We start from the raw sequence: 22475 nt of genomic DNA, 5'->3' as shown, positions 1-22475 counted from the left end.
CGCCGGGCCGACCGCATGGGACACGACTCGGTCTGGATACGCCGGACGAAGGCGGTCGGCGAGATTCTTCGCCGACCGCCTTCGTCCAGCATCACCTGCTCAGCTCTCTGCTACATAGCTCTCGATCGGGGTGCCGTCCTCGGCCCAGCGATGGCGGCTGAGCAACTTGCCCTGGTCGTCGAACTCGACACGGGCGGCGGGGTTGCCATTGCGGTGCCACTCCTCGTGGACGCCGACAGCCGTGCCATAGCGCACACTGCCCTCGGCCTTGAGTTCGCCACTCGGGTACCACTCGGCGGAGAGACCGTCCTCCATGCCGTTGAAGTACGTGGTGACGGCGATGACCTGGCCCTGCGGCGAGCGCTCGACCACCTCGCCGGTGAAGAGTTCGCCCTGGTAGGTCACCCGCAGGTCGTCCTCGGTCTCAACGTCGTCGTACTCGACTCGCATGGTGCCTACTCCGGGGTGGCCGCCGCACTCGCGACGGCCCTAGATCGGCTCGTGTGCGCGGTCGATGAACGAGCTCACACTCTCCGCCTCGGCACGGGTCTTCTCGTGCAGGCCCTGTTCGTTGGCCAGACGATCGAAGTAGCTCTTCTGGTCGGTGCCCCCGAGATCAAGAATCGTCGGGATGGTGATGATCGTCAGACGCCACTGCAGACGAGGAGTGGCCTCCTTGAGCAGGTCGACCACTCGGGCCCGTTCCGAATCGTCCAGATGCTCAGGCCCAACGCCGCGGAGCCATCGAACCAGACTCTCCGTCGCCCCTTGCACGATGAAGAAGACCCACGACCGACCGATGCTGTCAACGACCTCGTCCGGAGGCGTCGTCCAGGTGGCACCGAAGACGTCCTCCGCGTCCAGGGACGCCTCGGCCCAGTCGCGCACTCTCTCGGGCGTGACGTCGGCGAGGGTCGGCATCGACTGCTTGAGCCTCGCATAAAGGATGAACCAGTAGTCGTCGAAGAACGCCTTGGGGAGTCCCCAGTCGGTCTCGTCGCCGTAACGGTCCCTGACGTCCACCAGATAGGCGAGAGATGTCTCCAACGCCTGTATTGCTTCAGCCCGCTGCTGCGGGCCGGGCAACAGCTCTCGCGTCGCCTTGCCACGCTCGACGGGATCAGCCAGCCGCCACGGAACTGGCAGGGCGGCCAGCAATTCGGGGGCAACCCAGGGACCGGTCACAGGAAATCAACTCCGTAGGGCCTGAGGAAGTCACGCGCCGCGTCGAGGTTCGGCAGATGCTCGCCGAACCATGCAGCCGGCTTCTTCATCGGGTGCGCCGGGTCGGCCGCAGCCCGTTCCACCGCCTGGTGCAGCGCGGTCAACTGCTCACCGGACAAGGTACGCCCGCCGATCGTAATCGGTACGTTCTGGTCGGCGAGCCGTTCGATCGCCATTTGCGGCGGGTCGTTGCCAGCGCGGCTGAAGAGCCCCGTCCAACCCTCGTCGGTGCCGACCCGGACGCTGACCTCCCGTCCCGGGGCGCCGTCACGCCAGTCCAGCATGCGCTCCAACTGGGCCGGGTCGGATCGGAACTTGTTGGCCACGGTCTGCGCGGTGGCCTTGACCTCGACCACATGCACGTTGCCGTCAGCGGTCTGGTAGACGAGATCGGCTTCGGGGATGCGACCGGTGTCGACGACCGTGCCGTTGCCCAGGTTGACCCGTTCGCCAGCGACGACATTCAGACCGATCCGGCTGCCCGGCGCCAGGTCACCGCTCTGGAGCACATCGTTCGCGGCGCGCAACTCCGTCGCCGCGCCCTCGAAGGCGGAGCGGTCCCCGCTGAGGTTGTCGAGCATGTCGCGGAAGATGTCTCCCTGCCGGTCGACGCTTCCCGCCAGCCGCCCGGAGTCCTGAAGGTCCATGAAGTCCCGGACGGCCTGGTTGGCCATACCGTCCGGCAGATCGGTACGGGCGAGCAGGTTCTCCACCTGAGTCCGCGCTGCAGGACCGAGCCGGTCGGCCTGATCGACGAACCGCTGCTGCTCGGCCGGGGTGAGATCCCGCCCCCGGTCAGGGTTTCCCCCGCCCGGCGTCGTGTCGTCGGGGACGTTGCCGGGGGTGGTGTCGTCGGGGACGTTGCCGGGGGTGGTGTCGTCGGGGACGTTGCCGGGCGTCGTGTCCTCTGGAAGGTTGCCGGGAGGCGTGTTGTCCTCCGGCACGTTCCTCACCGGCGGGTTGTCCTCCGGCAGGTTGCTGACCGGCGGCTGGTTGTCTTCGGGCAGGTTCCGCACGGGTGGCGTGTCTTCCGGCCCGTTCCGCACGGGTGTGTTGTCGCCGGGGAGGTTGCCGGTGGTCGACTCTCCCGGGGTGCGCCCACCGGGTGTGTTGCCGGGGCCGTTGCCGGCGTCCATGTTCATCGGGTTGCCGCCGCGGTCGTTCGGCATCTCGACGTCGAAGCCGCGTCCGACCGGCACGTCGCCGGCAATGGCGGGCAAGGGCCCGATCTGCGGAATCTGGATGTCGAACTTCTTGGCGAAGTTGATGGCGACCTCGCCCACCGTGGGCAGGTTGTCGAGCCAGTTGCCGGCGCGGACCAGTCCGGCGCCGATTCGGGCGGCGGTCGCGCTGCCCCGGATGCTGTTGACCGCGGCACCCGCGCCGCGCACGCCGGATCCGGCGCCCTTGGTGCCGACGATCGCGGAGACGATGTTGAACGTGGCGAGGCCGCCGGCCCTCGACTTGTCCTCACTCCACATGTCGTAGGCGATGATGCTCTTGCCGGCGTTGAGGAGGAGGTTGCCCGCCTCGCGCTTCTCCATGAACGGCATGCCGACCGTCTGGTCGATCACGATGGTGACCGGGTTGATGTAGATGGAGACCGCCCAGACGAACTTGCCGAGACCCAACCATGACTGGCCGGCGGTGCCCCAACTCCATTCGCCGGTGGTCGGGTCGCGGCCGATCAGCCCGCCGAGGTCTTCGAGCATGGTGACGAAGCCTTCACCGATGCCACCGAAGAACGCGCCCACGTCACCGAGGAACCCGCGGTCGTGCTCCTCGTTGCTGCCCCACGGCAGGGCGCCGTCCTCGCCGGCAGCGGCGTTGAGCGTGTCGGCGTTGAAGCCGTACTCGCCGTCGTCGGCTCGACCGTCGGCGTTGTCGGCCCGGTACTGGCGGCCCCCGTACAGGGCGTTGATTGTGTTGGCGCACTTGCGCTGCGCCTCGAAGAACGCCGCGACCTGCGTGTTCACCGCAGAGATCAGGCCGTTGTGCTGGTTGACCTTGCCCTCGTCCTCGCGCCAGTCGTCGTCGTCCTTTGTCGACTCGACGAACTGCTCCGCCTGGCCCTTCAGCGCCGCGAGTTGGGCCTTGATCTCCTTGACCTCGCTGGCGTACGTGGCCAGGGCGGTGCCGACGGCCTGGACGTCCTCGCCGACCGAGGCCGACACGGTGCGTATCGGGCCGGAGGCGGCGAACAGCTGTGCCGCCTCCGGTGCCTCGTATACCGCGGCCAACCCCTGCCAGGTGGTGTCGATCGCCTGACCGGTGTTGGCAAAGTCGACACCGGTCGTCTTGATCGTCTGTGCGTGGGTGGCCAACTGCTCCATGTTGCCGGGGATCTGCGGAATCTCCCCTGGATTGATCATCGCGGCACCGCCCCACGGCCCGGCCCCGGCATCGTCGCCGAGGGGTCGGGTGCCGCCGAGGCACTGCGTTGCGCGTTGGCGGCCATGTCCAGATCACCCTGGACGTAGGCGTTCGTCGCCTGTGCCGCCGCATTCATGCACGCCCCCGTGCGAGTGAACACGAACTGGAGGTCCGTTTTGATCGACTCAACGAAGCCCTGAAGTGCCTGGCCGACGATCTCCGAACTCGACTGGACGGCGGAACCCTCCAGCGCCGAGTTGAATGTGGTCATCTGCCCCTCGAACGGGGCGGCCGCGGCATGGGTGCGATTCAGGACGTCGCGCACTCCACCGGGGGAGATGTCCCAGGCGCTCACGCTTGTGCTCCCTCGTCAACACTCGATGGAAAACAACTCAGCCGATGGACTGCACCGCCGTGCGCGCCTTGGACAGCGTGGTCGTCGCCGTCTCGTCGTTCTTGACCATCGTGGTCTTGACCAGATCGATGATCGTGCGCACCTCGCTGGCGGCGCGGTTCCACCGATCCTCGACGGTCCGGTATTCCTCGGAGACGCCGTCGGCCTGGAAGTCGGCCATCGCGGCCGACACGTCGGCGCTGCGCTGCGAGATCACGGCCTCCAGCCGGGCGATGATCCCGGCGAGGTCGCTCTGGACCTGCTGCGAGGTGCCCACGTCAAAGCTGCGTCGATCTGTGCTCATGATCTGTCACTCCCCCGGGGTCAGCGGCTGCTCGAGAACCTGGCCGCGTCGAAGTTGGCGGTGCCCGCCGCCGACGACGCGTTGTCGGCCATCTCGGTGTCACCCTGGCCGAACGCGGAATCCATTCCGCCCTGACCGCCCAGAATCGCGCCCAGCGCGGAATTGAGAGAGGCGGTGATCGAATCCGCGTTGGCCTTGAACGAATCGAATGCCACCCGCCCGGCACCGTTGAAGTTGCCCTGCAGCGGCTCAGCGGCAGCGATCAACTGCTTGATCAGGCTGCCGAGATCATCAGACGATCCCTGGGTCTGCTTGGTGAGGCTGCCGAGAGTCTGCGCTCCCATGTCGAACTTCATGCCGCTCCTCCCCGTGCCGGGATGAATAACGTTCGCGGTCAATGCTACGTCACCCACGCCACCTGGTTTGACATCCACCGACCGCGATAGATCAAACAGCGGTTGTCTCGGCGGGGTCCCGAAGATGACGACACGGCATCCGCAGATGCACGACTCAGTCGATTGGTGTACCGCTCACACAGGTGAGCACCTGGCTCTTACCGCGAGTGGCGCTTGCTGTGGTTGTCGCGAACCCGTGGGCTTCGAGCAGCATCGTGGTCGAGGTGAGGTTCGCGGTGGCGTGTGCGGCTGTGGGCCGTTCGCCGAAAACGTAGAGCCGCCCACCAGGCGTCAGCAGGCTCCGCATCCGTTCGATCTGCTGGGTTGCGTCGCCCAGCCAGAAGATGCTGACGTTTACTGCGAAGATCTTGTCGAAACGGAGCGAATCGAGGTCTGCTGACTCGAATCCGACACATTGAATTTCAGCTCGGCCGGCGTTGATGTGGGCAATGTTCCGTTTGGTGGCGAGTCGCACCATCGTCGCGGCCCGATCGATGGCGACGATCCGGCCGGTAGTGAGTCGGCTGGCGACCAGAGAAACGGCGGCTCCCCGACCGCATCCGATCTCCAGCACCTTGTCGTCGGATGCGACTGCCATCGTCTGGATCGCCCAGCGCTGCCGGTGGGCGGTCGTCGGCCGCACCGGTTCGTCCGGCGAAGAGGCGGCATCGCCGGTGGCGGAAGCCGGATGGCGGATGGGCAGAGTGCGCTTCACAACGTCACCCGTGGTGCCTGCTCCGCTCACGCATCTGATTCCACCCTGCCGGACGCGCCGGTGCACCGTGTCCTCGGTCACCGGCGGCGAGTCCGGCACGCGGAGTCGCGCCGATCAGTGCGCGGGGTAGGGCGTGATGTCCGGCAGGCAGCCGGGCGCCGACGTGGCCCCGATGGCCTTGCGGCACCGCCGTCGGCATGAACGCCAGGCCCGCCAGCACCGAGGCACTGAGGCGCTGAGGTCCGGTCCGGGGCGGCGGCTCAAGCGGCCGCCACCCCGGACCGGGCAGTGTGTCAGGCGATCCGGTATGCCCGCTGGATCGTCTCCGTGACCGTGTTGCCGGCGGTGTCGGTGGCCGTCAGTCGCAGCGAGACGAACCCGGCTCGCCGGGGGTGACTGATGAGGGCGACGTTCCGGAGCACCGGCAACGCAATCCACGTCCTGCCGTCGTCGAACGACGCGGACACCCCGAGAGTGCGGTTGGGCGCCGACGTCGAGCCCGCCCGCGTGATCGGCCCTGGCGCCGACCAGGTGCGGGCCGCCAGCAAGCCGGGCACCGACGACGTGTCGCTCTGGGTCGGGCGCCCGCGGGGCGACAGGTACCAGATCGTGTCGGCGGTGGCGGTCTGCATGACCGTCGTGCACGACGCCGCGCCGGGCAGCGTACGCGGCCGGGGGTGCGACCCGGCCGCCGAGACGCAGCTCTTCCGGATCGACCAGGTCCCCGACGGCAGCTACTCGATCTTCCAGGGCAAGCGCTACATCCAGGTGGTCGACGGCACCAACGCCCTGGTTCCCGACCTGCCCGAGGGCCTGACCACCACGTACGAGTTCGAGGATCGCGGACCCGCCCCGAGCTGAGCCGAACTGGACGCTGTTTACCGAAACGTTTCGATGCCCCGTGTTCGGGGCGTGAACTCGGGCACCGACAGGTCGACGCCCTGCCGGCCTTGACCCGTCTGCCTGAGCTGCGTGCATCTGCACCCCCACGGGCAACGGCGGTGGGCCGAAAAGACCGAAACTTTCGGCTCAGATATTGACACTTTCCGATAACCGAACCCAGACTTGACGTGGCTGGCATTCGCGATCATCGATCGCGTTTCGTTCCTTCCCTTCACCACCACCGCACTCGGAAGGAGAGCCTGATGAACATCAGCTCGGGCCGCTCTGGGATCCGTTCGGCGGTCGTCGCGCTGGCGGTAGCAGCGCTCACGATCGCCGGATCGGTATCAGTAACAACAAGGACGACAACGGCACACGCCGCCACCGGCGTCATGGCCGCCGCAGCAGTGGAGGACGAGGGCGCCGACTGCGCGGTGTCCGGTCTGCCGGACCTGGGCTCGCTGCCCACCAACGCCAAACTCCCCGATCCGTTCAAGAAGCTGAACGGCCAGACCATCACCTCCAGGTCCGACTGGCGCTGCCGTCGGGTCGAGATCAAGGAGTTGGCGGAGAAGTTCGTCTTCGGCGACAAGCCGGCAAAGCCGGCCACCGTCACGGGCACGGTCTCGAACAGCACCGTCACCGTGAACGTGTCGCACAACGGCAGGAGCGCCAGTTTCTCGGCGCGCGTCGAGCTGCCCAGCGGCACCGGCCCGTTCCCGGCCGTCGTGGTCGTCGGCGGCTTTGGCGCGGACACGGCCACCATCAAGGCCGCCGGCGCCGCCGTCATCAGCTACGACCCCATGGTCGTCGGCCGTGAGGGCACGCCCCGCAACAACAAGCAGGGCGCGTTCTACAGCATCTACGGCGCATCGAGCAGCACCGGTCTGCTCGCCGCCTGGGGTTGGGGCGTGAGCCGGATCATCGACGTCGTCGAGCAGTCCGGCAACGGGATCCTCAAGGCCGACGCGATGGGTGTCACCGGTTGCTCACGCTACGGCAAGGGCGCCTTCGCGATCGGTGTGTTCGACCAGCGCATCGCCCTGACCATGCCCATCGAGTCGGGCAGCGCTGGCGTTCCCATCTTCCGGGGCATCCCCGGGGAGGGTGCCCAGAGCCTGAGCAGCGCGTACGGGGAGCAGCCGTGGCTGGGTGACGCATTCGGGTCCTTCACCGGCAGCCCGAACAGGCTCCCGGTGGACACGCACGAGATGGTCGCCATGGTGGCGCCACGGGGGCTGTTCATCATGGACAACCCGCACATCGCCAACCTCGGTCCCCGGTCGGCGAGTGTGGCGGCCCTGGGTGGCGCGGAGGTCTACCGGGCGCTCGGTGCCGGCGACAACATCACCTACTGGTCCGACGTCCAGGACGGCACCCACTGCGCCAACCGCCCCGAGTGGCGGGGCCCCCTGCAGAACAACATCCGGAAGTTCCTGTTGAAGACGGGAAACGAGCCGGGTGTGATCCGGATTTCGAGCAGGGCGCTCGGCCGGTTGGCCGACTGGCGGGACTGGCAGACACCGGTCCTGGCTGATGGCCCGACCACCCCGCCGCCGACCACGCCGCCCCCGACGACACCCCCTCCGACCGAGCCGCCTCCGACCACGCCGCCTCCGACCGGTGGTGGCTGTGCGGCGACGGCGTCGATCAACCAGTGGACGGGCGGTTTCGTCGCCACGGTCCGCGTGACCGCCGGATCCGCGCCGGTCAACCGCTGGACGGTCACCATGACCCTGCCGTCGGGCGCCAGCATCACCAACATCTGGGGTGCCGGTCGAAGCGGCAGCACCGGCACGGTCCAGTTCACCAACGTCGCCTACAACGGCGCCATCGCCCCCGGCCAGTCGACCGAGTTCGGCTTCCAGGGCACCGGCAGCGGCACGGGAATGACTCCCACCTGCTCGGCCGCCTGATCTGCGGGCCCGGCGCGGAGGCCGCACGCCTCCACGCCGGGCCCTGCGGCCCTGCTGAGCGTCAGAGCCAGACGACGATCCCGGTCAGGTCGTTGAGGACCGCGGCCACGCCGGCCCGAATGGCGGCCGCGCAGCGCTCGGCCGTGAACGACTTCGGGTCGTACGTCGAGGACGCGCCCAGCCCTTCCCCGCGGAACGACGCGCCGTCCCAGTCGACCGCGGTGACGTTGTGGGTGGGCTCGGCCAGTTCCGCGCCCACCACCAGGAACTTCTCGTCCAGGTGGCTCGGGGTGACCAGCGCGAGGGGGTCGATGAGGTCGTTGCCCGCGCCGACGATGAGGTCCGGGCTCATCTCCATGGCCTCGGCGATGCTGGAGACGGCGTCGTGCGCAGTGCCGACGACGATCGTCCGGAGGTCGACGTGCTCGTCGTCGGCCCACTCCTTGACGGCTGTCACGAGCACCTTGGTCGGGTCGTCGTCCCCGGAGGTCAGCAACACCACCCGGTAGTCCTTCGGCGGGTGGACGCCGTCCCATGAGCCCGGCTGCGGCGTGATCGTCGCCTCCGGAGCGGGTGTGGTGGAGGGGGCGACGAATCCTGGGCCGAGAGTGCCGATGGCGGCGGGCTCGGGGTGTGGCTGTGACCAGTCGTCGCCGGAGTCGCAGCCGGTGATCAGGGCGACGGTCGCGGCCAGCATGGCAACGGCCCGGAGCGGGGGGCGCAAGGCGATCGTCCTTTCGAGTGGTGGCGGAAAGTGCGCGTACGTCTTCGTATTCCTATCTCAATTCTGGTCGCCAACTATCCGTGGGTGGCCGCTCGGGGTCTTTGTTTTCCGGCGGTTCGTCGGCGCGCGGGTTGATGTTCACCCGGGCCGTGCAACGTGCACTGGCCAACCGAGGGAGTCGCATGTCAGGGCGCGTCCGCCGTACCGTAATCGTCGCCGCTGTCGGGATCGCCGCAGCGGTGATTCCTTTTCTGGGCGCTGGAACCGCGTCCGCGCATGGCTTTTCGTCGACCGTGTATGCGAAAATCTCAGCGGGAGACGAGGGTCACATCCGCACGGCGTTGGAGTTCGAATACGACCTCCTCGTGGTGTCCGCCGCCGATTCCGCTGACGCCGATCCGCTCTTCCAGGCGGGAACGGCCGCGTTCGAGGCGGGTGACGCCACCGCCCAGGCGACGGCCCTGAAGAGCCATGCCTCGACGGTCCTCGGGTACGTCGCCGACCGCTTCTCGGTCACCTCGGGAAGTGCGGCCTGCCGACCGACCGAGGTGGGCGACGCGTCGATCGGCGAGCGCGAGGGCGTGCCGTACGCGGATCTGCTGTTGGACTGGACCTGCCCCGAGAAGGCCGACGAGCACGAGGTGCGCAGCGGTCTCTTCCCCGATGGCGAGGGTTACGTCAAGGGCACCAAGACGATCGTCACGTACGAGATCGACGGCCGGTCGGGCAGTGCGGCGCTCGACGCCGACCACCCGACCTTCTCGACCGGGCAGGCCTGGTACCAGCGTTTCGGCGAGTTCTTCCTGCTGGGCGCCGAGCATCTGCTCTCCGGGATCGATCACATCCTGTTCCTGCTGGCGCTCATCGCCGGGTCGCGGCGGCTTCGGGAGATCGTGCTCGCGGCGACCAGCTTCACCCTGGCGCACTCGGTGACGTTCATGCTCGCCGCCCTCGGCCTGGTCGAGGTGCCGGCGGCGATCGTGGAGCCGGTCATCGCGTTGTCGATCGTCGTCGTCGCTGGCTGGCACCTGTGGGGGATCTGGCGGCGCGGTGCGCACGCGGCCGACCTGGAGACGGCCGGGGCCGGTCACTTCAGCCTGGACCGGGCCGGCTGGATCCGCCTCGGGGTGGTGTTCTGCTTCGGCCTGGTGCACGGTCTGGGCTTCGCCGGTGCGTTGGGCATCGACGAGGCATGGTCGTGGACCCTGCTGTGGTCGCTCCTGGTGTTCAACGTCGGCATCGAGGTCGTTCAGTTGACGATTATCGCTGCCGTGTTCCCGCTGCTGTTCGTGCTGCGCCGCCGTGCGCCGAAAGCCGGTCTCTGGGCGACCGGCGCTGTTTCTGCGGGCGTGTCCATTATGGGGTTGATCTGGTTTGTCCAGCGCGTTTCTGGATCATGAGTAGGGCTAAGTAGTTCGTGAAGTGCAGTTTTTCGCAAGATCACGTTCATGGTCGGTTCATCAGGCGGCGAAACCGTGGATTTGCTTCCCCAGTGTCGGGTGAAGGCACAATCCATTTCTCTATTTGAAAAGGGAACAATGTCGATGACATTGAGCACCTCGACACGGGCCTCCGGGCTCGTGCGGCGGCGCCTGGTCGCCGGGGTCGCAGCCGGTTTCCTCGGAATGGGCGCGGCCCTCGGCAGTGGCCTGATGGCCACCGCGAGCGCGGCCGAGTCCACCACGATCACCAGCGTGGTCCTCGGCGTCGGCGCCAACGAGACCCAGCGCATCGTGAGCTGGTACTCCTCGGCCGACACCGCGCAGAAGATCCAGCTCGCCCCGACCGCCGAGATCGTCAACGGTGAGTTCCCGGCCGGCGCCGTCAGCTTCGACGCCGTCGGTGCGGCGAACACCTCCACCACCGGCTTCAATCGGCACGCCACGATCAGCAACCTGCGGGAGAAGACGGCCTACTCGTACCGGGTCGGCGCCGAGGGCAGCTGGTCCCCGACGTACGCCTTCAAGACGCAGGACTTCGAGGGCGACTACGACTTCCTGTTCTTCGGCGATCCCCAGATCGGCTCCTCCGGCGACCGGCTGAAGGACCAGGCCGGCTGGGAGGACACCCTGAAGGTGGCCACCGCGGCCAACCCGAACGCCGAGCTGCTGGTGTCCGCCGGCGACCACGTCGAGAGCGCCAACGACGAGGGGCAGTGGACCTCGTTCCTGGCCCCCGACCAGCTGCGTCAGATCCCCCTCGTGGCCACCATCGGTAACCACGACGTCGGTGGCAAGTCGTACGAGCAGCACCACTTCACCCCGAACACCGACCGCTCGTCTGCGTACTACAACGGGGACCAGGCCACGCGGTCCGGCGGCGACTACTGGTTCATCCACAAGGACGTGCTGTTCATCGACCTGAACAGCAACAGCTACGTCAACCCGGCGGACGGCTCCGCCGGCGGCGACGCGGCGCACGTCGCGTACGTCACCGACGTCATCAACAAGCACGGCTCCGAGGCCAAGTGGAAGGTGCTGGTCTACCACCACTCCATCTACTCGCCGGCCAGCCACGCGACCGACACCGACAACAAGCAGCGGCGGGAAGACTTCACCACCGCGTTCTCCAACCTCGGCGTCGACATGGTGCTTCAGGGCCACGACCACAGCTACACCCGCAGCTACTCCATCAAGAACGGCCAGAAGGAGAACCCGGCCGAGAAGCCGGGTTCCGCCGACGTGTTCCCCGGCCCGGGTGGCGTCATCTACGTGACGGCCAACTCGGCCTCCGGCTCGAAGTACTACGACATCAAGAAGCCGGACAACACCGGCACCGGCATCCGCGGCAACGGCCCGGACCCGCTGGACCCGAACAAGTACTGGTACAACTCCGTGCAGAACCAGGAGCACGTCCGCAGCTACGTCAAGGTGCAGGTCCGCGGGGACAAGCTGGTCCTCGCGAACGTCCGCAGCGGCACCTGCGCGGCACCGAACGCGGCGGTCGAGAAGGGCCTCTCCTGCGTCAACACCCCGGACGGCCAGCCGGTCGGCTCGATCGTCGACAACGTGACAGTGCACCCGTTCCACGGTGACGGCCAGGCCATCCAGGTCAACGTGCCGTCCCCGGCTCCGGGCGAGTTCGGCTGGACGATCGACGGCTACAACGGTCTTGTCGACCTGGGTACCGCGCAGGAGCGCAACGGCACCTTCTTCGAGGCAACCGGCAAGATCAACCCGATCCTCGTGTCGGACAGCCGCCGCTCGCTCGCCCCGTGGTCGATCTCGGCCAACGTCGGCGACTTCTCCGACGCCGAGAAGAAGTTCTCCGGCTCCTACCTGGGCTGGACCCCGTACGTGCTCGACGGCGGCGCGGGTGCCGAGGCCGGCGCGCCGATCCTGTCGTCCTACGACGACCAGGGCAAGGGCCTCTCGGTCTCCAGCGGACTCGGCGCGGCCGCGCAGGGTCACCCCCGGGGCGGCGCCAAGCTCGGCGCTGACCTGGATCTGAAGATCCCGGACAGCATCGCGAAGGGTAGCTACCGCACCACCCTCACGATCACTGCCCTGAGCAGCTGACCGGACCGTTCCACTCGGCGGGGTAGGCACCTTCGGGGCCTACCCCGCCACCCATGTGCCACCCTCCCAAGATCACCTCAAGGAACCGACATGTATCCGTCCGTAACGCGCTGGAAGACAGTCCTTCGAACCACCGCGCTCTCCCTGCTCGCCGCCGTCGCGACCGTCGGTGTCGGTGCCGGCCCCGCCTCGGCGGCGGACGGTAACGTCGCCTGGACGGTCCGGACGGCCTCCAACGGCTACGGCGAAGCCCGGTCCAGCTACAGCTACAACGTCAATCCCGGTGGTGCCGTCGAGGACGCCATGGTCGTGGCCAACCGCGGCCCGTCGCCGCTGACCCTGTCCGTGTACGCCGCCGACGGCTTCACGACCGACGCGGGCCAGCTCGACCTGCTCACCAAGGACAAGAAGTCCGTCGCGATCGGCGCCTGGGTGAAGGCGAAAGCCGAGAGTGTCGTGATCCAGCCCGGGAAGACCGCGCAGGTCCCCTTCGCGATCAGCGTCCCGGACAACGCCACGCCCGGTGACTACGTCGGCGGCATCCTCACCGCCCTGACGCAGGCCGACCAGGCCGAGGGCATCAACGTCGACCGTCGCCTCGGCATCCGGATCAAGTTGCGGGTCGGCGGCGAGCTGAAGCCGAACCTCGCGATCGAGGACCTGCACGTGACGTACGCCGGCTCGGCCAACCCGTTCGGCAAGGGCGACGCCACCATCACCTACAAGGTCCACAACGTCGGCAACGCCGCCCTGTCCGGGCAGCAGGCGGTGTCGGTCTCGGGCCCGTTCGGGTTGCTGCGGGTACGGGCCAAGGACATCGCCGCGCCGCCGGAGCTGCTTCCGGGTGAGAGCTGGAACGTGACGGTGCCCGTGCACGGCGTCGCCCCTGCCATCTCGCTGGCCGCGACCGCGACCCTCACGCCGCTGCTCACCGACGCGTCGGGCTCCACCACCCCGCTCAAGCCGGTCACGGTCACCGCGCACGGCTGGGCCCTGCCGTGGACGTTGGTGCTGGCGCTCGTCGTCCTGGTCGCCGCGCTCGTCGGGGCGTACCTGTACCGGCGTCGCAACCGGACGCAGCGCAAGGTGCGCGAGGACGCGCGGGTGCGCGACGCCGTCGCGCAGGCGCTGCGTGGTCAGGAGCCGCAGACGTCCTGATCCCGACTTCCGTCAGCGCCGCTGGCGGTGGTCGCCGGCGACGCTCGCGCGGCGGGCCAGGCCGACGGCGACCGCGACCACCGCGATCACCAGCGCCGCCGCCAGCGCCGGTGCCCAGGTCGGGGCGGTGCGCAGCAGCACCGTGCCGAGCACGGCGCCGAGCACCAGCCCGGCCAACCGGCCGACGCCACCCACGTCGGCGAACCGGTGCGGGTCGACGATGCGACGTCGGACCAGCTCGGTCAGCGAGCCGGTCAGATAGGTGGTCGACGCGCCCTTCACGCCGGCGCCAACGGTGATCACGCTCTGGATGCCGCTCGACACGGCGGCCATCCCCAGCAGCACCAGCCCGAAGCCGTACCCGGGACGGGCCGAGCAGGCCAACCAGCCCACAGTGAAGCCGAGCAGCAGCACCGCCTCGGCGAGGGTCACCACCGCGGTACGGCCGTTCCACCCCGGTGGGGTGCGACGCAGCGGCAGCGTGGCGGCGGCCACCCCCACGGCGTAACCACCGACCGCCACCACGGCACCCATCAGCGAGCGGGTGTCCGCCGTGGCGAGCGCGTGGCCGAGGTGCACCAGGTTTCCGGTGACCACGCTGGCGAAGTACCCGTTGAGCCTGGTCAGGCAGATCACGTCGATGCAGCCGGAAGCCGCGGCCAACGTCACCAGGAGCCAGGCCGTGGCCCGCGTCGAAGGAGCGCGCACGGTGCTGCCTCCCGTCGTCCTGCCACCAGCCCTGGCCCGGCGCCGGCCGCCTCCGGTAGGCAGCCATTCCCGTGCCCGTCCTGACTACGCCCGCCGAGGCGCGCCGGGAGCGGACGGTCGCCCTTGTGGGTGAACGGCACCCGGCGGCGGGGTCACGTCTGTCCCCGAGCCGGCATGCTGCGACGGTGACGCCGGCACGGGAGGGGAATCCACATGGTTGACGGGGATGTGCCAGAGCGGATGCAGGCCGCGGCCCTGGACGATTTCGGTGGGCCGGAGGTGATCACCCTCCGCAAGTTGCCGATCCCCGAGATCGCCGACGACGAGGTGCTGATCAAGGTCTGGAGCGCCGGCGTGGGCGTGTGGGACGTGTACGAGCGGCAGGGTGTGCTCGTACCGGAGGGCTCTGCCCTTCCGATCGTGCCCGGATCCGACGGTGCCGGCACCGTCATCTCTGCCGGCAGCAAGGTGTCCAACGTCGCTGTCGGCGACCTGGTCTACGTCTCCGCCACCACCCGACCGAAGGGTGGCTTCTACGCCGAGTACGCGGCAGTCAAGGCGGAGTACGCGGCGAAGGTGCCCGATGGCGTACCGGCCGAGCACGCCGGGGCCATGCCCACCGACGCGCTGACCGCGCTGGCCGGACTCGACACCGTCAGCCTGTCGGCCGGCGACTGGTTGCTGATCTTCGGCGCGAGCGGCGGTCAGGGACACCTGGCCGTGCAGCTGGCCAAACGGCAGGGACTGAACGTGATCGCCGTGGCATCCGGTGCGGACGGCGTCGCGCTGGTGACCCGGCTCGGCGCCGACGTTTCCCTCGACGGCCACGGCGACATGACCGACGTGCTGGCCCGAATCCGGGACGCGGCGCCGGACGGGGTGAACGCCATCCTGGCGATGGCCGGCGGTGCGACCCTCGACCGGCTCACCGAGGCGCTGGCCGACGGCGGGGTGGTCGCCTTCGCCCACGGGGTGCGGCCGGAGCCGCAGGAACGGCCGGGCGTCACTGTGCGGGCCTACGACGGCGAATCGAGCCCTCGACAGTTGCAGCGCCTCAACGAACTCATCGAGGCGGGGCCATTCGTGGTGCACATTGCGGAGAAGTTCCCGCTGGGCAAGGTGCGGGACGCGCACCAGCGCCTGGAGACCTCCTACGCCGGCAAGCTCCTGCTGACGGTGGCCTGAGACCTCAGGGCGTGCGCTGTTGCGGCACGCGTACCGATGCCATGCCGGCCGCGGTCGCGGCCTGGATGCCCAGGTCGGTGTCCTCGAAGACCAGGCACGACTCGGGCGCTACGCCGAGGTGTTCCGCCGCGAGCAGGAATGCCTGCGGGTCGGGCTTGGCCCGCGTGTAGTCGTCGGCGCAGACCAGCACGTCGAACCGGTCCAGCAGACCGAGTGCGTCGAGGGAGGCGGTGACCGAGGCGCGGGTGCTGCCGGAGACGACGGCGAACGGGACCCGCCGGTGCGCGTCGTGGATGTGCGCCAGCACCTCGGGCACGGCCGCGAGCTGCGGCAGCAGCTCCTCGTAGTAGCTCTCCCGCCGCTCGACGACCGTCGCCACCGGCATGCTCAGACCCTGCTGCTCGTTGAGGGCGACGATGATGTCGGCGGTCGGCCGGCCGCCCCAGGCGTAGAAGAGGTCCTCCGGGAACTCGCAGCCCCACTCGCCCAGGGCCCGCTGCCACGCCAGGTAGTGCAGCGGCATCGAGTCGACGATCGTGCCGTCGCAGTCGAACAGGTACGCGGCGAACTCACCGGGAGGCAGAGGCAGAGTCACCGAGGAAGGGTACAGCGCACGCCGGCCATCGGGCTCCGCTCACGGGCGCCCCGTGACGGCTTCCAGCTGGCGCAGCAGGAACACCCGCTCCGGTTCCGTGCCGACCAGCGCCAACGCGGTGCGGTACGCCGCCGCGGCCTCGTCGTACCTGCCGAGCCGGCGCAGCAGGTCGGCCCGCGCCGCCGGATAGGGATGGTGGCCGCGCAGCCGCGGCTCGTCGGCCAACTCGTCGAGCAGGACGAGCCCCGCCTCCGGCCCGTCCCGCATCGCCACCGCGGCGGCCCGGTTCAGCGCGACGACCGGTGAGGGCAGCAGGCTGAGCAGGACGTCGTAGAGGGCCACCACCTGCGGCCAGTCGGTGCTCGCCACGTCGGCGGCCTCGTCGTGCAGCGCGGCGATGGCGGCCTGCACGCCGTACGGGCCGGGCGCCGGGCCGGTCAATGCGACCACCACCAGCTCACGCCCCTCCTCGATCATCGGGCGGTCCCAGCGTCCGCGATCCTGGTCGTCGAGAAGGACCATGGCACCATCCGGCCCGGTACGCGCGTCACGTCGGGCATGGACGAGCAGCATCAGGCCGAGCAGCCCGGCGACCTCCCGCTCGGCGGGCAGCAGCCGACGCAGGATTCGGCCCAGCCGGATGGCCTCCTCGGCCAGGTCGACCCGTTGCAGATCCGGGCCGGAGCTGGCGGCGTACCCCTCGGTGAAGACCGAGTAGACGGCCTGGAGCACCGTGGGCAGTCGACCGGGCAGTTCGTCGTCGCCGGGCACCCGGAACGGGATGCGCGCGTCCCGGATCTTCCGCTTGGCCCGGACCAGCCGTTGGGCCATGGTCGCCGGTGGCACCAGGAAGGCCCGCGCGACCTCGGCCGTGGTGAGGCCGGCGAGGAACCGCAGCGTGAGTGCTCCCCGGTCCTGCGCGGCCAGGGCCGGGTGTGCGCAGGTGAAGAAGAGTGCCAGCCGGTCGTCGGGCAGGTCGCGGTCCGCGTCGGCGGGTGGGGCGTGGTCCGCCCGCTCGGCCTCCGCCCGAAGGACGGCGAGCCGGGTCGCCAGCACCCGGTCGCGGCGCAGCCGGTCCACGGCTCGACGCCGCGCCGTGGTGAGCAGCCAGGCGCCCGGCCGGCTCGGGACGCCGTCGGTCGGCCAGTGCACCAGCGCCGCCTCGATGGCCTCGGAGGCGACCTCCTCGGCCAGGTCGAGGTCGCCGAAGCGGCGCACGAGCGAGGCGAGCAGTCGGCCGCGTTCCTCCCGGAACACCGCCTCCACCGACGACCCGACTGCTGCCCTCTCACCCGGCACGGTCAGGCCTGCATGTCGATCTCGAAGATCGGACGGACCTGGACCGACCCGGTGCCGATGGCCCCGGGACTGCGGGCCGCCCAGTCCAGCGCGGCGTCGAGGTCCGGCACGTCGATGACGTCGTACCCGCCGAGCAGCTCACGGGTCTCGGCGAACGGCCCGTCGGTGATCGTGCGCTCGCCGTCCGGGCCCACCTGCACCGTGGTGCAGGTGGTCAGGTCCTGCAAGGGGTGCCCGGAGACCCAGACCCCGGCGTCCTTCATCTCCCGGTCGTAGCGGATCCAGTCCTCGAAGCTGCACCCGTTGTCGACGACCTCCCCGTCGACCATGGGGCTCATGAACAGCAGCATGTACTTCACGTTTCGGCTCCTCTCGGTGCGGCGTGTCGCCGTACAGCATGACGACGAACGACCCACGGGGATGTCGACACGGCACGTCAGGTTTTTCCGCGCGGAGTTCACGCGAGGCGTGGCTGTGCCGAGTCGCGTCCGTCGACCCGCCGCTCGAACCAGGTGACCCCGATCAGGAAGACGGTCAGCAGGGCGAGCGCCGCCAGCGGGGCAGGGACCGGCCGATCGGCAGCAGGGCCAGTAGCAGGATCGCGGATCGGGGTGCCGGCCTCAGGCCGAGGCGTCGGTCCGCCGCCGACTCCGCTCGGCCCGCCGCCGCACCTGCTGGTACGCGCCGGTCAGCCCCATCGCCCGGCGTACCTCGACCAAGGTCTGGCGTACCTCCAGGCGGGTCCGCTCGGTGCCCTCGACAATCAGCCGGTCGACCAACCCCCGGTCGGCTTCGATCTCGGCCCGGCGCTGCCGGATCGGCGCCAGGAATCCCTCGAGCGCGGCCACGAGCCGTTCCTTGCCCTCCACGTCACCCACCTGCCCGGCCCGGTAACGCCGGGCCAGGTCGGCCACCTCGTCGCGGTCCGGATTGAAGACCTCGTGGTACGCGAACACCGGGTTGCCCTCCACCATGCCCGGCACGTCGGCCCGTACCCGGTTGGGGTCGGTGTACATGCCGAGCACCTTCCGACGCACGGTGGCGGCATCGTCGGAGAGCGCGATCGAGTTGCCCCGGCTCTTGCTCATCTTGGCCGCGCCGTCGGTGCCCACCAGGCTCGGTGTGTCCGCCGGGATCAGCTCGGGCACCGGGAAGACGGGGCCGTAGAGGTGGTTGAACCGCCGCGCGATCTCCCGGGTCACCTCGACGTGCGCGGCGTTGTCCCGACCGACGGGGACCACCTCGCCCTTGACGCAGAGGATGTCCGCGGCCTGGAGCACCGGATAACCCAGCAGCCCGTACGGCATCTCCTCCTTGCCAGCGTCGCGGGCCATGTCCTTGAGCGACGGCACCCGTTCCAGCCGGGGGACGGTCACCAGGTTCTGTAGGAGGGTGTTGAGGTCGCCGACCTCCGGGATGGCCGACTGGAGGTAGAACGTGGCGCGCTCCGGGTCGACGCCGGCGGCGAGGATGTCGGTGACCATCTCCCTGGCGTTGCCGGAAACCTGGTCGATGTCCTCGCGGCGGTTGCGCGTGGTGAGCATGTGCAGGTCGGCGATGATGAAGAAGCTCTCGTAGCGTCGGTGCAGCCGCACCCGGTTGGCGATGCTGCCGACGTAGTGACCGAGATGAAGGCGGCCGGTGGGCCGGTCGCCGGTGAGCATTCGTGCGACGGACATGGTGGTGTGCCTCTCGTATCCGAAGGTTGGGTGACGCGTGGGCGCGCGCCGAGTGGGGCCGACGTTCAGGCCCCCTCGGTCAGCGGGATCGACTCAGCGAGCCGTCCGCCATCGCGCGCCGGCGCGGTACCGCAGACCACCGGCACGGAGGACGTTCAGAAGTTGCTCACGGCCGTCGCCGGAGCTGGTCGGGATCCTGGGCACCGCACCGAGCGGGAGGCCGTCGACGTTGTCGACCGCCTCCGACGCGCAGCTGCCCATCCGGACCACGGCCTCACATTACCCGCGGGACGGCGCCGGCCGGGGGAAGGTGACCGTCGGCGTAGTAGCTGCCGACGCGCTCCCGGTACTCCGGGTCGGCCGGATCCGCATCGAACGGCGGTGCGTCCTTGATCTGCTCCTTGGTCCGGTCGACGTGCACGACGCGTTCCTGGTGATCCACCCGCTCCACGGTGCCGGCGGGCAGCAGCACCTTCCGGCCGAAGATCCAGGGGCCGGTGTCCACCACCAGGTACCCGGCATCCGCCTCGTTGCTCGCCTCGTCGATGGTGCCGATGCGCCCGTCACTCGCCTGCACCTGGTAGCCCACCAGGTCCACCGGCGTGCCGGGGCCGGGAGCGTCCGGACCGTCGTGTCCACCGTCCTGGTCGTCGGGCGGGGTGACCGATGGGGTGGTCTGCGTGTATCCGCCGGCCAGGGCGGACGGGTCACGCCAGGCCCAGGGATTGAATATCGAGGGTTGCATGGGGCACCTCCGGGGGGACGGTCCTCAGCTGTCCTGTTTCGAAGTGCCCATCCCGCCGCCGTCGGAAACAGACCGGGGCGCCTCCCCCTGCTGGCGTGTCTCTGCTGATCGGCCAGGTCAGCAGGTGCGCTGGCATACTCGGCTGCCATGGTGCTGTCGCGAGGGTGGGCTGTCTTTCTGGTCGGGGTCGGGATCTGGACCTGGGTGATCTGGCCGAGGTTCGCAGTCGCCATCTGGCAGGACCCGCGGTCCTGGGCGTCCGGCACTGTCGCCGACGGCGCCGCCACCAGCTTCCTGTGGGTGCACGCGCTGCTGATCGCGGCGTCTCTCGCCATTGGTACGACGGTCGGTGTCCTCGGCATCCGCGCCTGGTTCGCCGCTCGTCGGCGGCAAGCGGCCTGACCTGCCCCGCGTCTCGTGGCAGCGGCTGTTGCGGAACCGATCGGGCGTCGGTCCGAACCGGGGGATCGGCAGACGACGCGAATGTGACGCGCGCCGCTACCCGTGGATTTGACGATCAAACCCGCGGACGCGTAACTTTCTCTCTGTCAGCGCGAACGGGGCAAACGGGACGAAAGTTCTGAGGCCCCGGGAGCTAGCTGGCAACCGGGTCAGGCAGGGGTTCGCTCCTGCGGGACGCGGTCCGGGCGGGGCTTGCCGGATCGGCTGCGAGGCGGATTTGGTGCGGCGAAGCCGACCGGGTAAGGTTCATGACCGGCAGGGCACCGGGCGAGACTGCGGGAGACCGCAGCGGCCGGTTCTGCCAAATCCGACGACCTGACGCAGCGGTTCGCTGCTGCGTGAGTGCGCCGGTGCCAACCCGTACGAAGCATGACAGACCGGGACACACGGTTTGACACGGCGAAGACGGTGAGGTAACGTAGTAAAAGTGCCCGGCGCGAGAGCGACGGGGACACGGAACGGAAAGCCCCGAACGGGGTTCCACTGAGGTGGGGCTTCTGGTCGGTGTGTGGTTGTTCTTTGAGAACTCAACAGGGTGCTTGTAAAGCCAGTGCCAATTATGATTTATACCCCGGACTGGTCAGTTTTTGCTGGCTGGTTGGGATTCCTTTGGCAACATTTGTTTGTTGCCGGGATAGCTGTTCAACTAATTTTTTGTTGGAGAGTTTGATCCTGGCTCAGGACGAACGCTGGCGGCGTGCTTAACACATGCAAGTCGAGCGGAAAGGCCCTTCGGGGTACTCGAGCGGCGAACGGGTGAGTAACACGTGAGCAACCTGCCCCAAGCTTTGGGATAACCCTCGGAAACGGGGGCTAATACCGAATAGGACTTCCGGCCGCATGGCTGGGGGTGGAAAGTTTTTCGGCTTGGGATGGGCTCGCGGCCTATCAGCTTGTTGGTGGGGTGATGGCCTACCAAGGCGACGACGGGTAGCCGGCCTGAGAGGGCGACCGGCCACACTGGGACTGAGACACGGCCCAGACTCCTACGGGAGGCAGCAGTGGGGAATATTGCACAATGGGCGGAAGCCTGATGCAGCGACGCCGCGTGAGGGATGACGGCCTTCGGGTTGTAAACCTCTTTCAGCAGGGACGAAGCGAGAGTGACGGTACCTGCAGAAGAAGCACCGGCCAACTACGTGCCAGCAGCCGCGGTAAGACGTAGGGTGCGAGCGTTGTCCGGATTTATTGGGCGTAAAGAGCTCGTAGGCGGCTTGTCGCGTCGACCGTGAAAACTTGGGGCTCAACCCCAAGCCTGCGGTCGATACGGGCAGGCTAGAGTTCGGTAGGGGAGACTGGAATTCCTGGTGTAGCGGTGAAATGCGCAGATATCAGGAGGAACACCGGTGGCGAAGGCGGGTCTCTGGGCCGATACTGACGCTGAGGAGCGAAAGCGTGGGGAGCGAACAGGATTAGATACCCTGGTAGTCCACGCTGTAAACGTTGGGCGCTAGGTGTGGGGGACCTCTCCGGTTTCCTGTGCCGCAGCTAACGCATTAAGCGCCCCGCCTGGGGAGTACGGCCGCAAGGCTAAAACTCAAAGGAATTGACGGGGGCCCGCACAAGCGGCGGAGCATGCGGATTAATTCGATGCAACGCGAAGAACCTTACCTGGGTTTGACATGGCCGCAAAACTCGCAGAGATGTGAGGTCCTTCGGGGGCGGTCACAGGTGGTGCATGGCTGTCGTCAGCTCGTGTCGTGAGATGTTGGGTTAAGTCCCGCAACGAGCGCAACCCTCGTTCGATGTTGCCAGCGCGTTATGGCGGGGACTCATCGAAGACTGCCGGGGTCAACTCGGAGGAAGGTGGGGATGACGTCAAGTCATCATGCCCCTTATGTCCAGGGCTTCACGCATGCTACAATGGCCGGTACAATGGGCTGCGATACCGCGAGGTGGAGCGAATCCCAAAAAGCCGGTCTCAGTTCGGATCGGGGTCTGCAACTCGACCCCGTGAAGTCGGAGTCGCTAGTAATCGCAGATCAGCAACGCTGCGGTGAATACGTTCCCGGGCCTTGTACACACCGCCCGTCACGTCACGAAAGTCGGCAACACCCGAAGCCGGTGGCCCAACCCTTGTGGAGGGAGCCGTCGAAGGTGGGGCTGGCGATTGGGACGAAGTCGTAACAAGGTAGCCGTACCGGAAGGTGCGGCTGGATCACCTCCTTTCTAAGGAGCACCTTCACCTGAAAGGGTGCA

The 22475-nt window shown here is 68.4% G+C and carries 21 protein-coding genes and 1 rRNA gene; 8 read left to right on the top strand and 14 right to left on the bottom strand.

Going from position 1 to position 22475, the window contains the following annotated elements; genetic code table 11:
• Positions 1 to 99 precede the first annotated feature (99 nt).
• The 7 genes from HNR22_RS18425 to HNR22_RS18395 all read right to left on the bottom strand — a co-directional run bounded on the left by HNR22_RS18425 (position 100) and on the right by HNR22_RS18395 (position 5405).
• Positions 100 to 450: a toxin-antitoxin system YwqK family antitoxin gene (locus tag HNR22_RS18425; protein ID WP_179781397.1), complete on the bottom strand. Its 351-nt coding sequence runs from the start codon at positions 448 to 450 to the stop codon at positions 100 to 102.
• A 39-nt stretch (positions 451 to 489) separates the two neighbouring features.
• A complete protein-coding gene (locus HNR22_RS18420; RefSeq protein WP_179781396.1) occupies positions 490 to 1185 on the bottom strand; it encodes a hypothetical protein in 696 nt (231 codons plus the stop codon).
• On the bottom strand, positions 1182 to 3596 hold the full coding sequence (locus HNR22_RS18415; protein ID WP_179781395.1) for a hypothetical protein: 2415 nt from the start codon (positions 3594 to 3596) through the stop codon (positions 1182 to 1184). The genes HNR22_RS18420 and HNR22_RS18415 overlap by 4 nt, the downstream gene beginning before the upstream one ends.
• The gene (locus HNR22_RS18410; RefSeq protein ID WP_179781394.1) at positions 3593 to 3952 is read right to left on the bottom strand and encodes a DUF6507 family protein; all 360 of its coding nucleotides are present in this window, start codon (positions 3950 to 3952) and stop codon (positions 3593 to 3595) included. The genes HNR22_RS18415 and HNR22_RS18410 overlap by 4 nt, the downstream gene beginning before the upstream one ends.
• Positions 3953 to 3989: 37 nt before the next feature.
• Positions 3990 to 4295, bottom strand: coding sequence for a pore-forming ESAT-6 family protein (locus HNR22_RS18405; protein ID WP_179781393.1), 306 nt, complete (start codon positions 4293 to 4295; stop codon positions 3990 to 3992).
• Positions 4296 to 4315: 20 nt separating this feature from the next.
• Entirely contained in the window at positions 4316 to 4651 is a 336-nt protein-coding gene (locus HNR22_RS18400; protein WP_088950652.1) for a hypothetical protein, read from the bottom strand.
• 154 nt (positions 4652 to 4805) lie between these two features.
• Positions 4806 to 5405: a methyltransferase domain-containing protein gene (locus tag HNR22_RS18395; RefSeq protein ID WP_179781392.1), complete on the bottom strand. Its 600-nt coding sequence runs from the start codon at positions 5403 to 5405 to the stop codon at positions 4806 to 4808.
• A 399-nt stretch (positions 5406 to 5804) separates the two neighbouring features.
• Here HNR22_RS18395 and HNR22_RS18390 point away from each other — a divergent pair, with 399 nt between their 5' ends.
• On the top strand, positions 5805 to 6266 hold the full coding sequence (locus tag HNR22_RS18390; protein WP_179781391.1) for a hypothetical protein: 462 nt from the start codon (positions 5805 to 5807) through the stop codon (positions 6264 to 6266).
• 284 nt (positions 6267 to 6550) lie between these two features.
• The gene (locus HNR22_RS18385; RefSeq protein WP_179781390.1) at positions 6551 to 8203 is read left to right on the top strand and encodes a glucuronyl esterase domain-containing protein; all 1653 of its coding nucleotides are present in this window, start codon (positions 6551 to 6553) and stop codon (positions 8201 to 8203) included.
• A 61-nt stretch (positions 8204 to 8264) separates the two neighbouring features.
• Here the strand turns inward: HNR22_RS18385 and HNR22_RS18380 are convergent, their stop codons facing one another.
• Positions 8265 to 8927, bottom strand: a complete 663-nt coding sequence (locus HNR22_RS18380) for a type 1 periplasmic-binding domain-containing protein (RefSeq protein WP_179781389.1) — start codon at positions 8925 to 8927, stop codon at positions 8265 to 8267.
• Positions 8928 to 9007: 80 nt separating this feature from the next.
• On the opposite strand from HNR22_RS18380, the gene HNR22_RS18375 reads away from it, so the two are divergent.
• The 3 genes from HNR22_RS18375 to HNR22_RS18365 all read left to right on the top strand — a co-directional run bounded on the left by HNR22_RS18375 (position 9008) and on the right by HNR22_RS18365 (position 13603).
• Positions 9008 to 10327: a HupE/UreJ family protein gene (locus HNR22_RS18375; RefSeq protein WP_343059867.1), complete on the top strand. Its 1320-nt coding sequence runs from the start codon at positions 9008 to 9010 to the stop codon at positions 10325 to 10327.
• 144 nt (positions 10328 to 10471) lie between these two features.
• Positions 10472 to 12445, top strand: coding sequence for a purple acid phosphatase family protein (locus HNR22_RS18370; RefSeq protein ID WP_179781388.1), 1974 nt, complete (start codon positions 10472 to 10474; stop codon positions 12443 to 12445).
• A gap of 90 nt (positions 12446 to 12535) precedes the next feature.
• Complete coding sequence (locus HNR22_RS18365; RefSeq protein WP_179781387.1) at positions 12536 to 13603, top strand: WxL protein peptidoglycan domain-containing protein; 1068 nt, start codon at positions 12536 to 12538, stop codon at positions 13601 to 13603.
• Between the two features lie 12 nt (positions 13604 to 13615).
• Here HNR22_RS18365 and HNR22_RS18360 read toward each other — a convergent pair whose 3' ends face one another.
• The gene (locus HNR22_RS18360; RefSeq protein WP_179781386.1) at positions 13616 to 14311 is read right to left on the bottom strand and encodes a DUF1275 family protein; all 696 of its coding nucleotides are present in this window, start codon (positions 14309 to 14311) and stop codon (positions 13616 to 13618) included.
• A gap of 213 nt (positions 14312 to 14524) precedes the next feature.
• Here HNR22_RS18360 and HNR22_RS18355 point away from each other — a divergent pair, with 213 nt between their 5' ends.
• Entirely contained in the window at positions 14525 to 15496 is a 972-nt protein-coding gene (locus tag HNR22_RS18355) for a quinone oxidoreductase family protein (RefSeq protein WP_218906493.1), read from the top strand.
• Between the two features lie 4 nt (positions 15497 to 15500).
• Here the strand turns inward: HNR22_RS18355 and HNR22_RS18350 are convergent, their stop codons facing one another.
• The 5 genes from HNR22_RS18350 to HNR22_RS18330 all read right to left on the bottom strand — a co-directional run bounded on the left by HNR22_RS18350 (position 15501) and on the right by HNR22_RS18330 (position 19814).
• Positions 15501 to 16091 (bottom strand): HAD-IA family hydrolase, encoded by a 591-nt coding sequence (locus HNR22_RS18350; protein ID WP_179781385.1) that lies wholly within the window; start codon positions 16089 to 16091, stop codon positions 15501 to 15503.
• Between the two features lie 39 nt (positions 16092 to 16130).
• Complete coding sequence (locus HNR22_RS18345; protein ID WP_343059866.1) at positions 16131 to 17357, bottom strand: RNA polymerase sigma factor; 1227 nt, start codon at positions 17355 to 17357, stop codon at positions 16131 to 16133.
• A 35-nt stretch (positions 17358 to 17392) separates the two neighbouring features.
• The gene (locus tag HNR22_RS18340; protein WP_179783609.1) at positions 17393 to 17740 is read right to left on the bottom strand and encodes a YciI family protein; all 348 of its coding nucleotides are present in this window, start codon (positions 17738 to 17740) and stop codon (positions 17393 to 17395) included.
• Positions 17741 to 18010: 270 nt separating this feature from the next.
• Complete coding sequence (trpS, locus tag HNR22_RS18335; RefSeq protein ID WP_179781383.1) at positions 18011 to 19069, bottom strand: tryptophan--tRNA ligase; 1059 nt, start codon at positions 19067 to 19069, stop codon at positions 18011 to 18013.
• Between the two features lie 274 nt (positions 19070 to 19343).
• Positions 19344 to 19814, bottom strand: a complete 471-nt coding sequence (locus HNR22_RS18330; protein ID WP_179781382.1) for a PRC-barrel domain-containing protein — start codon at positions 19812 to 19814, stop codon at positions 19344 to 19346.
• 147 nt (positions 19815 to 19961) lie between these two features.
• Here HNR22_RS18330 and HNR22_RS18325 point away from each other — a divergent pair, with 147 nt between their 5' ends.
• Entirely contained in the window at positions 19962 to 20216 is a 255-nt protein-coding gene (locus tag HNR22_RS18325; protein ID WP_179781381.1) for an SCO4848 family membrane protein, read from the top strand.
• A gap of 714 nt (positions 20217 to 20930) precedes the next feature.
• A 16S ribosomal RNA gene (locus tag HNR22_RS18320) occupies positions 20931 to 22445 on the top strand.
• The last annotated feature ends 30 nt before the right edge of the window (positions 22446 to 22475 follow it).

This window comes from Micromonospora jinlongensis (assembly GCF_013410645.1).
GTDB classification, from domain to species: domain Bacteria; phylum Actinomycetota; class Actinomycetes; order Mycobacteriales; family Micromonosporaceae; genus Micromonospora; species Micromonospora zamorensis.
This window is presented reverse-complemented; position numbering and strand designations above follow the sequence as displayed.

Coding starts and splice junctions, on each gene's coding strand:
- HNR22_RS18355 (WP_218906493.1), top strand. CDS start 14,525: ATGGTTGACGGGGATGTGCCAGAGCGGATGCAGGCCGCGGCCCTGGAC.
- HNR22_RS18365 (WP_179781387.1), top strand. CDS start 12,536: ATGTATCCGTCCGTAACGCGCTGGAAGACAGTCCTTCGAACCACCGCG.
- HNR22_RS18370 (WP_179781388.1), top strand. CDS start 10,472: ATGACATTGAGCACCTCGACACGGGCCTCCGGGCTCGTGCGGCGGCGC.
- HNR22_RS18400 (WP_088950652.1), bottom strand. CDS start 4,651: ATGAAGTTCGACATGGGAGCGCAGACTCTCGGCAGCCTCACCAAGCAG.
- HNR22_RS18415 (WP_179781395.1), bottom strand. CDS start 3,596: ATGATCAATCCAGGGGAGATTCCGCAGATCCCCGGCAACATGGAGCAG.
- HNR22_RS18385 (WP_179781390.1), top strand. CDS start 6,551: ATGAACATCAGCTCGGGCCGCTCTGGGATCCGTTCGGCGGTCGTCGCG.
- HNR22_RS18425 (WP_179781397.1), bottom strand. CDS start 450: ATGCGAGTCGAGTACGACGACGTTGAGACCGAGGACGACCTGCGGGTG.
- HNR22_RS18340 (WP_179783609.1), bottom strand. CDS start 17,740: ATGCTGCTGTTCATGAGCCCCATGGTCGACGGGGAGGTCGTCGACAAC.
- HNR22_RS18325 (WP_179781381.1), top strand. CDS start 19,962: ATGGTGCTGTCGCGAGGGTGGGCTGTCTTTCTGGTCGGGGTCGGGATC.
- HNR22_RS18390 (WP_179781391.1), top strand. CDS start 5,805: ATGAGGGCGACGTTCCGGAGCACCGGCAACGCAATCCACGTCCTGCCG.
- trpS (WP_179781383.1), bottom strand. CDS start 19,069: ATGTCCGTCGCACGAATGCTCACCGGCGACCGGCCCACCGGCCGCCTT.
- HNR22_RS18330 (WP_179781382.1), bottom strand. CDS start 19,814: ATGCAACCCTCGATATTCAATCCCTGGGCCTGGCGTGACCCGTCCGCC.
- HNR22_RS18405 (WP_179781393.1), bottom strand. CDS start 4,295: ATGAGCACAGATCGACGCAGCTTTGACGTGGGCACCTCGCAGCAGGTC.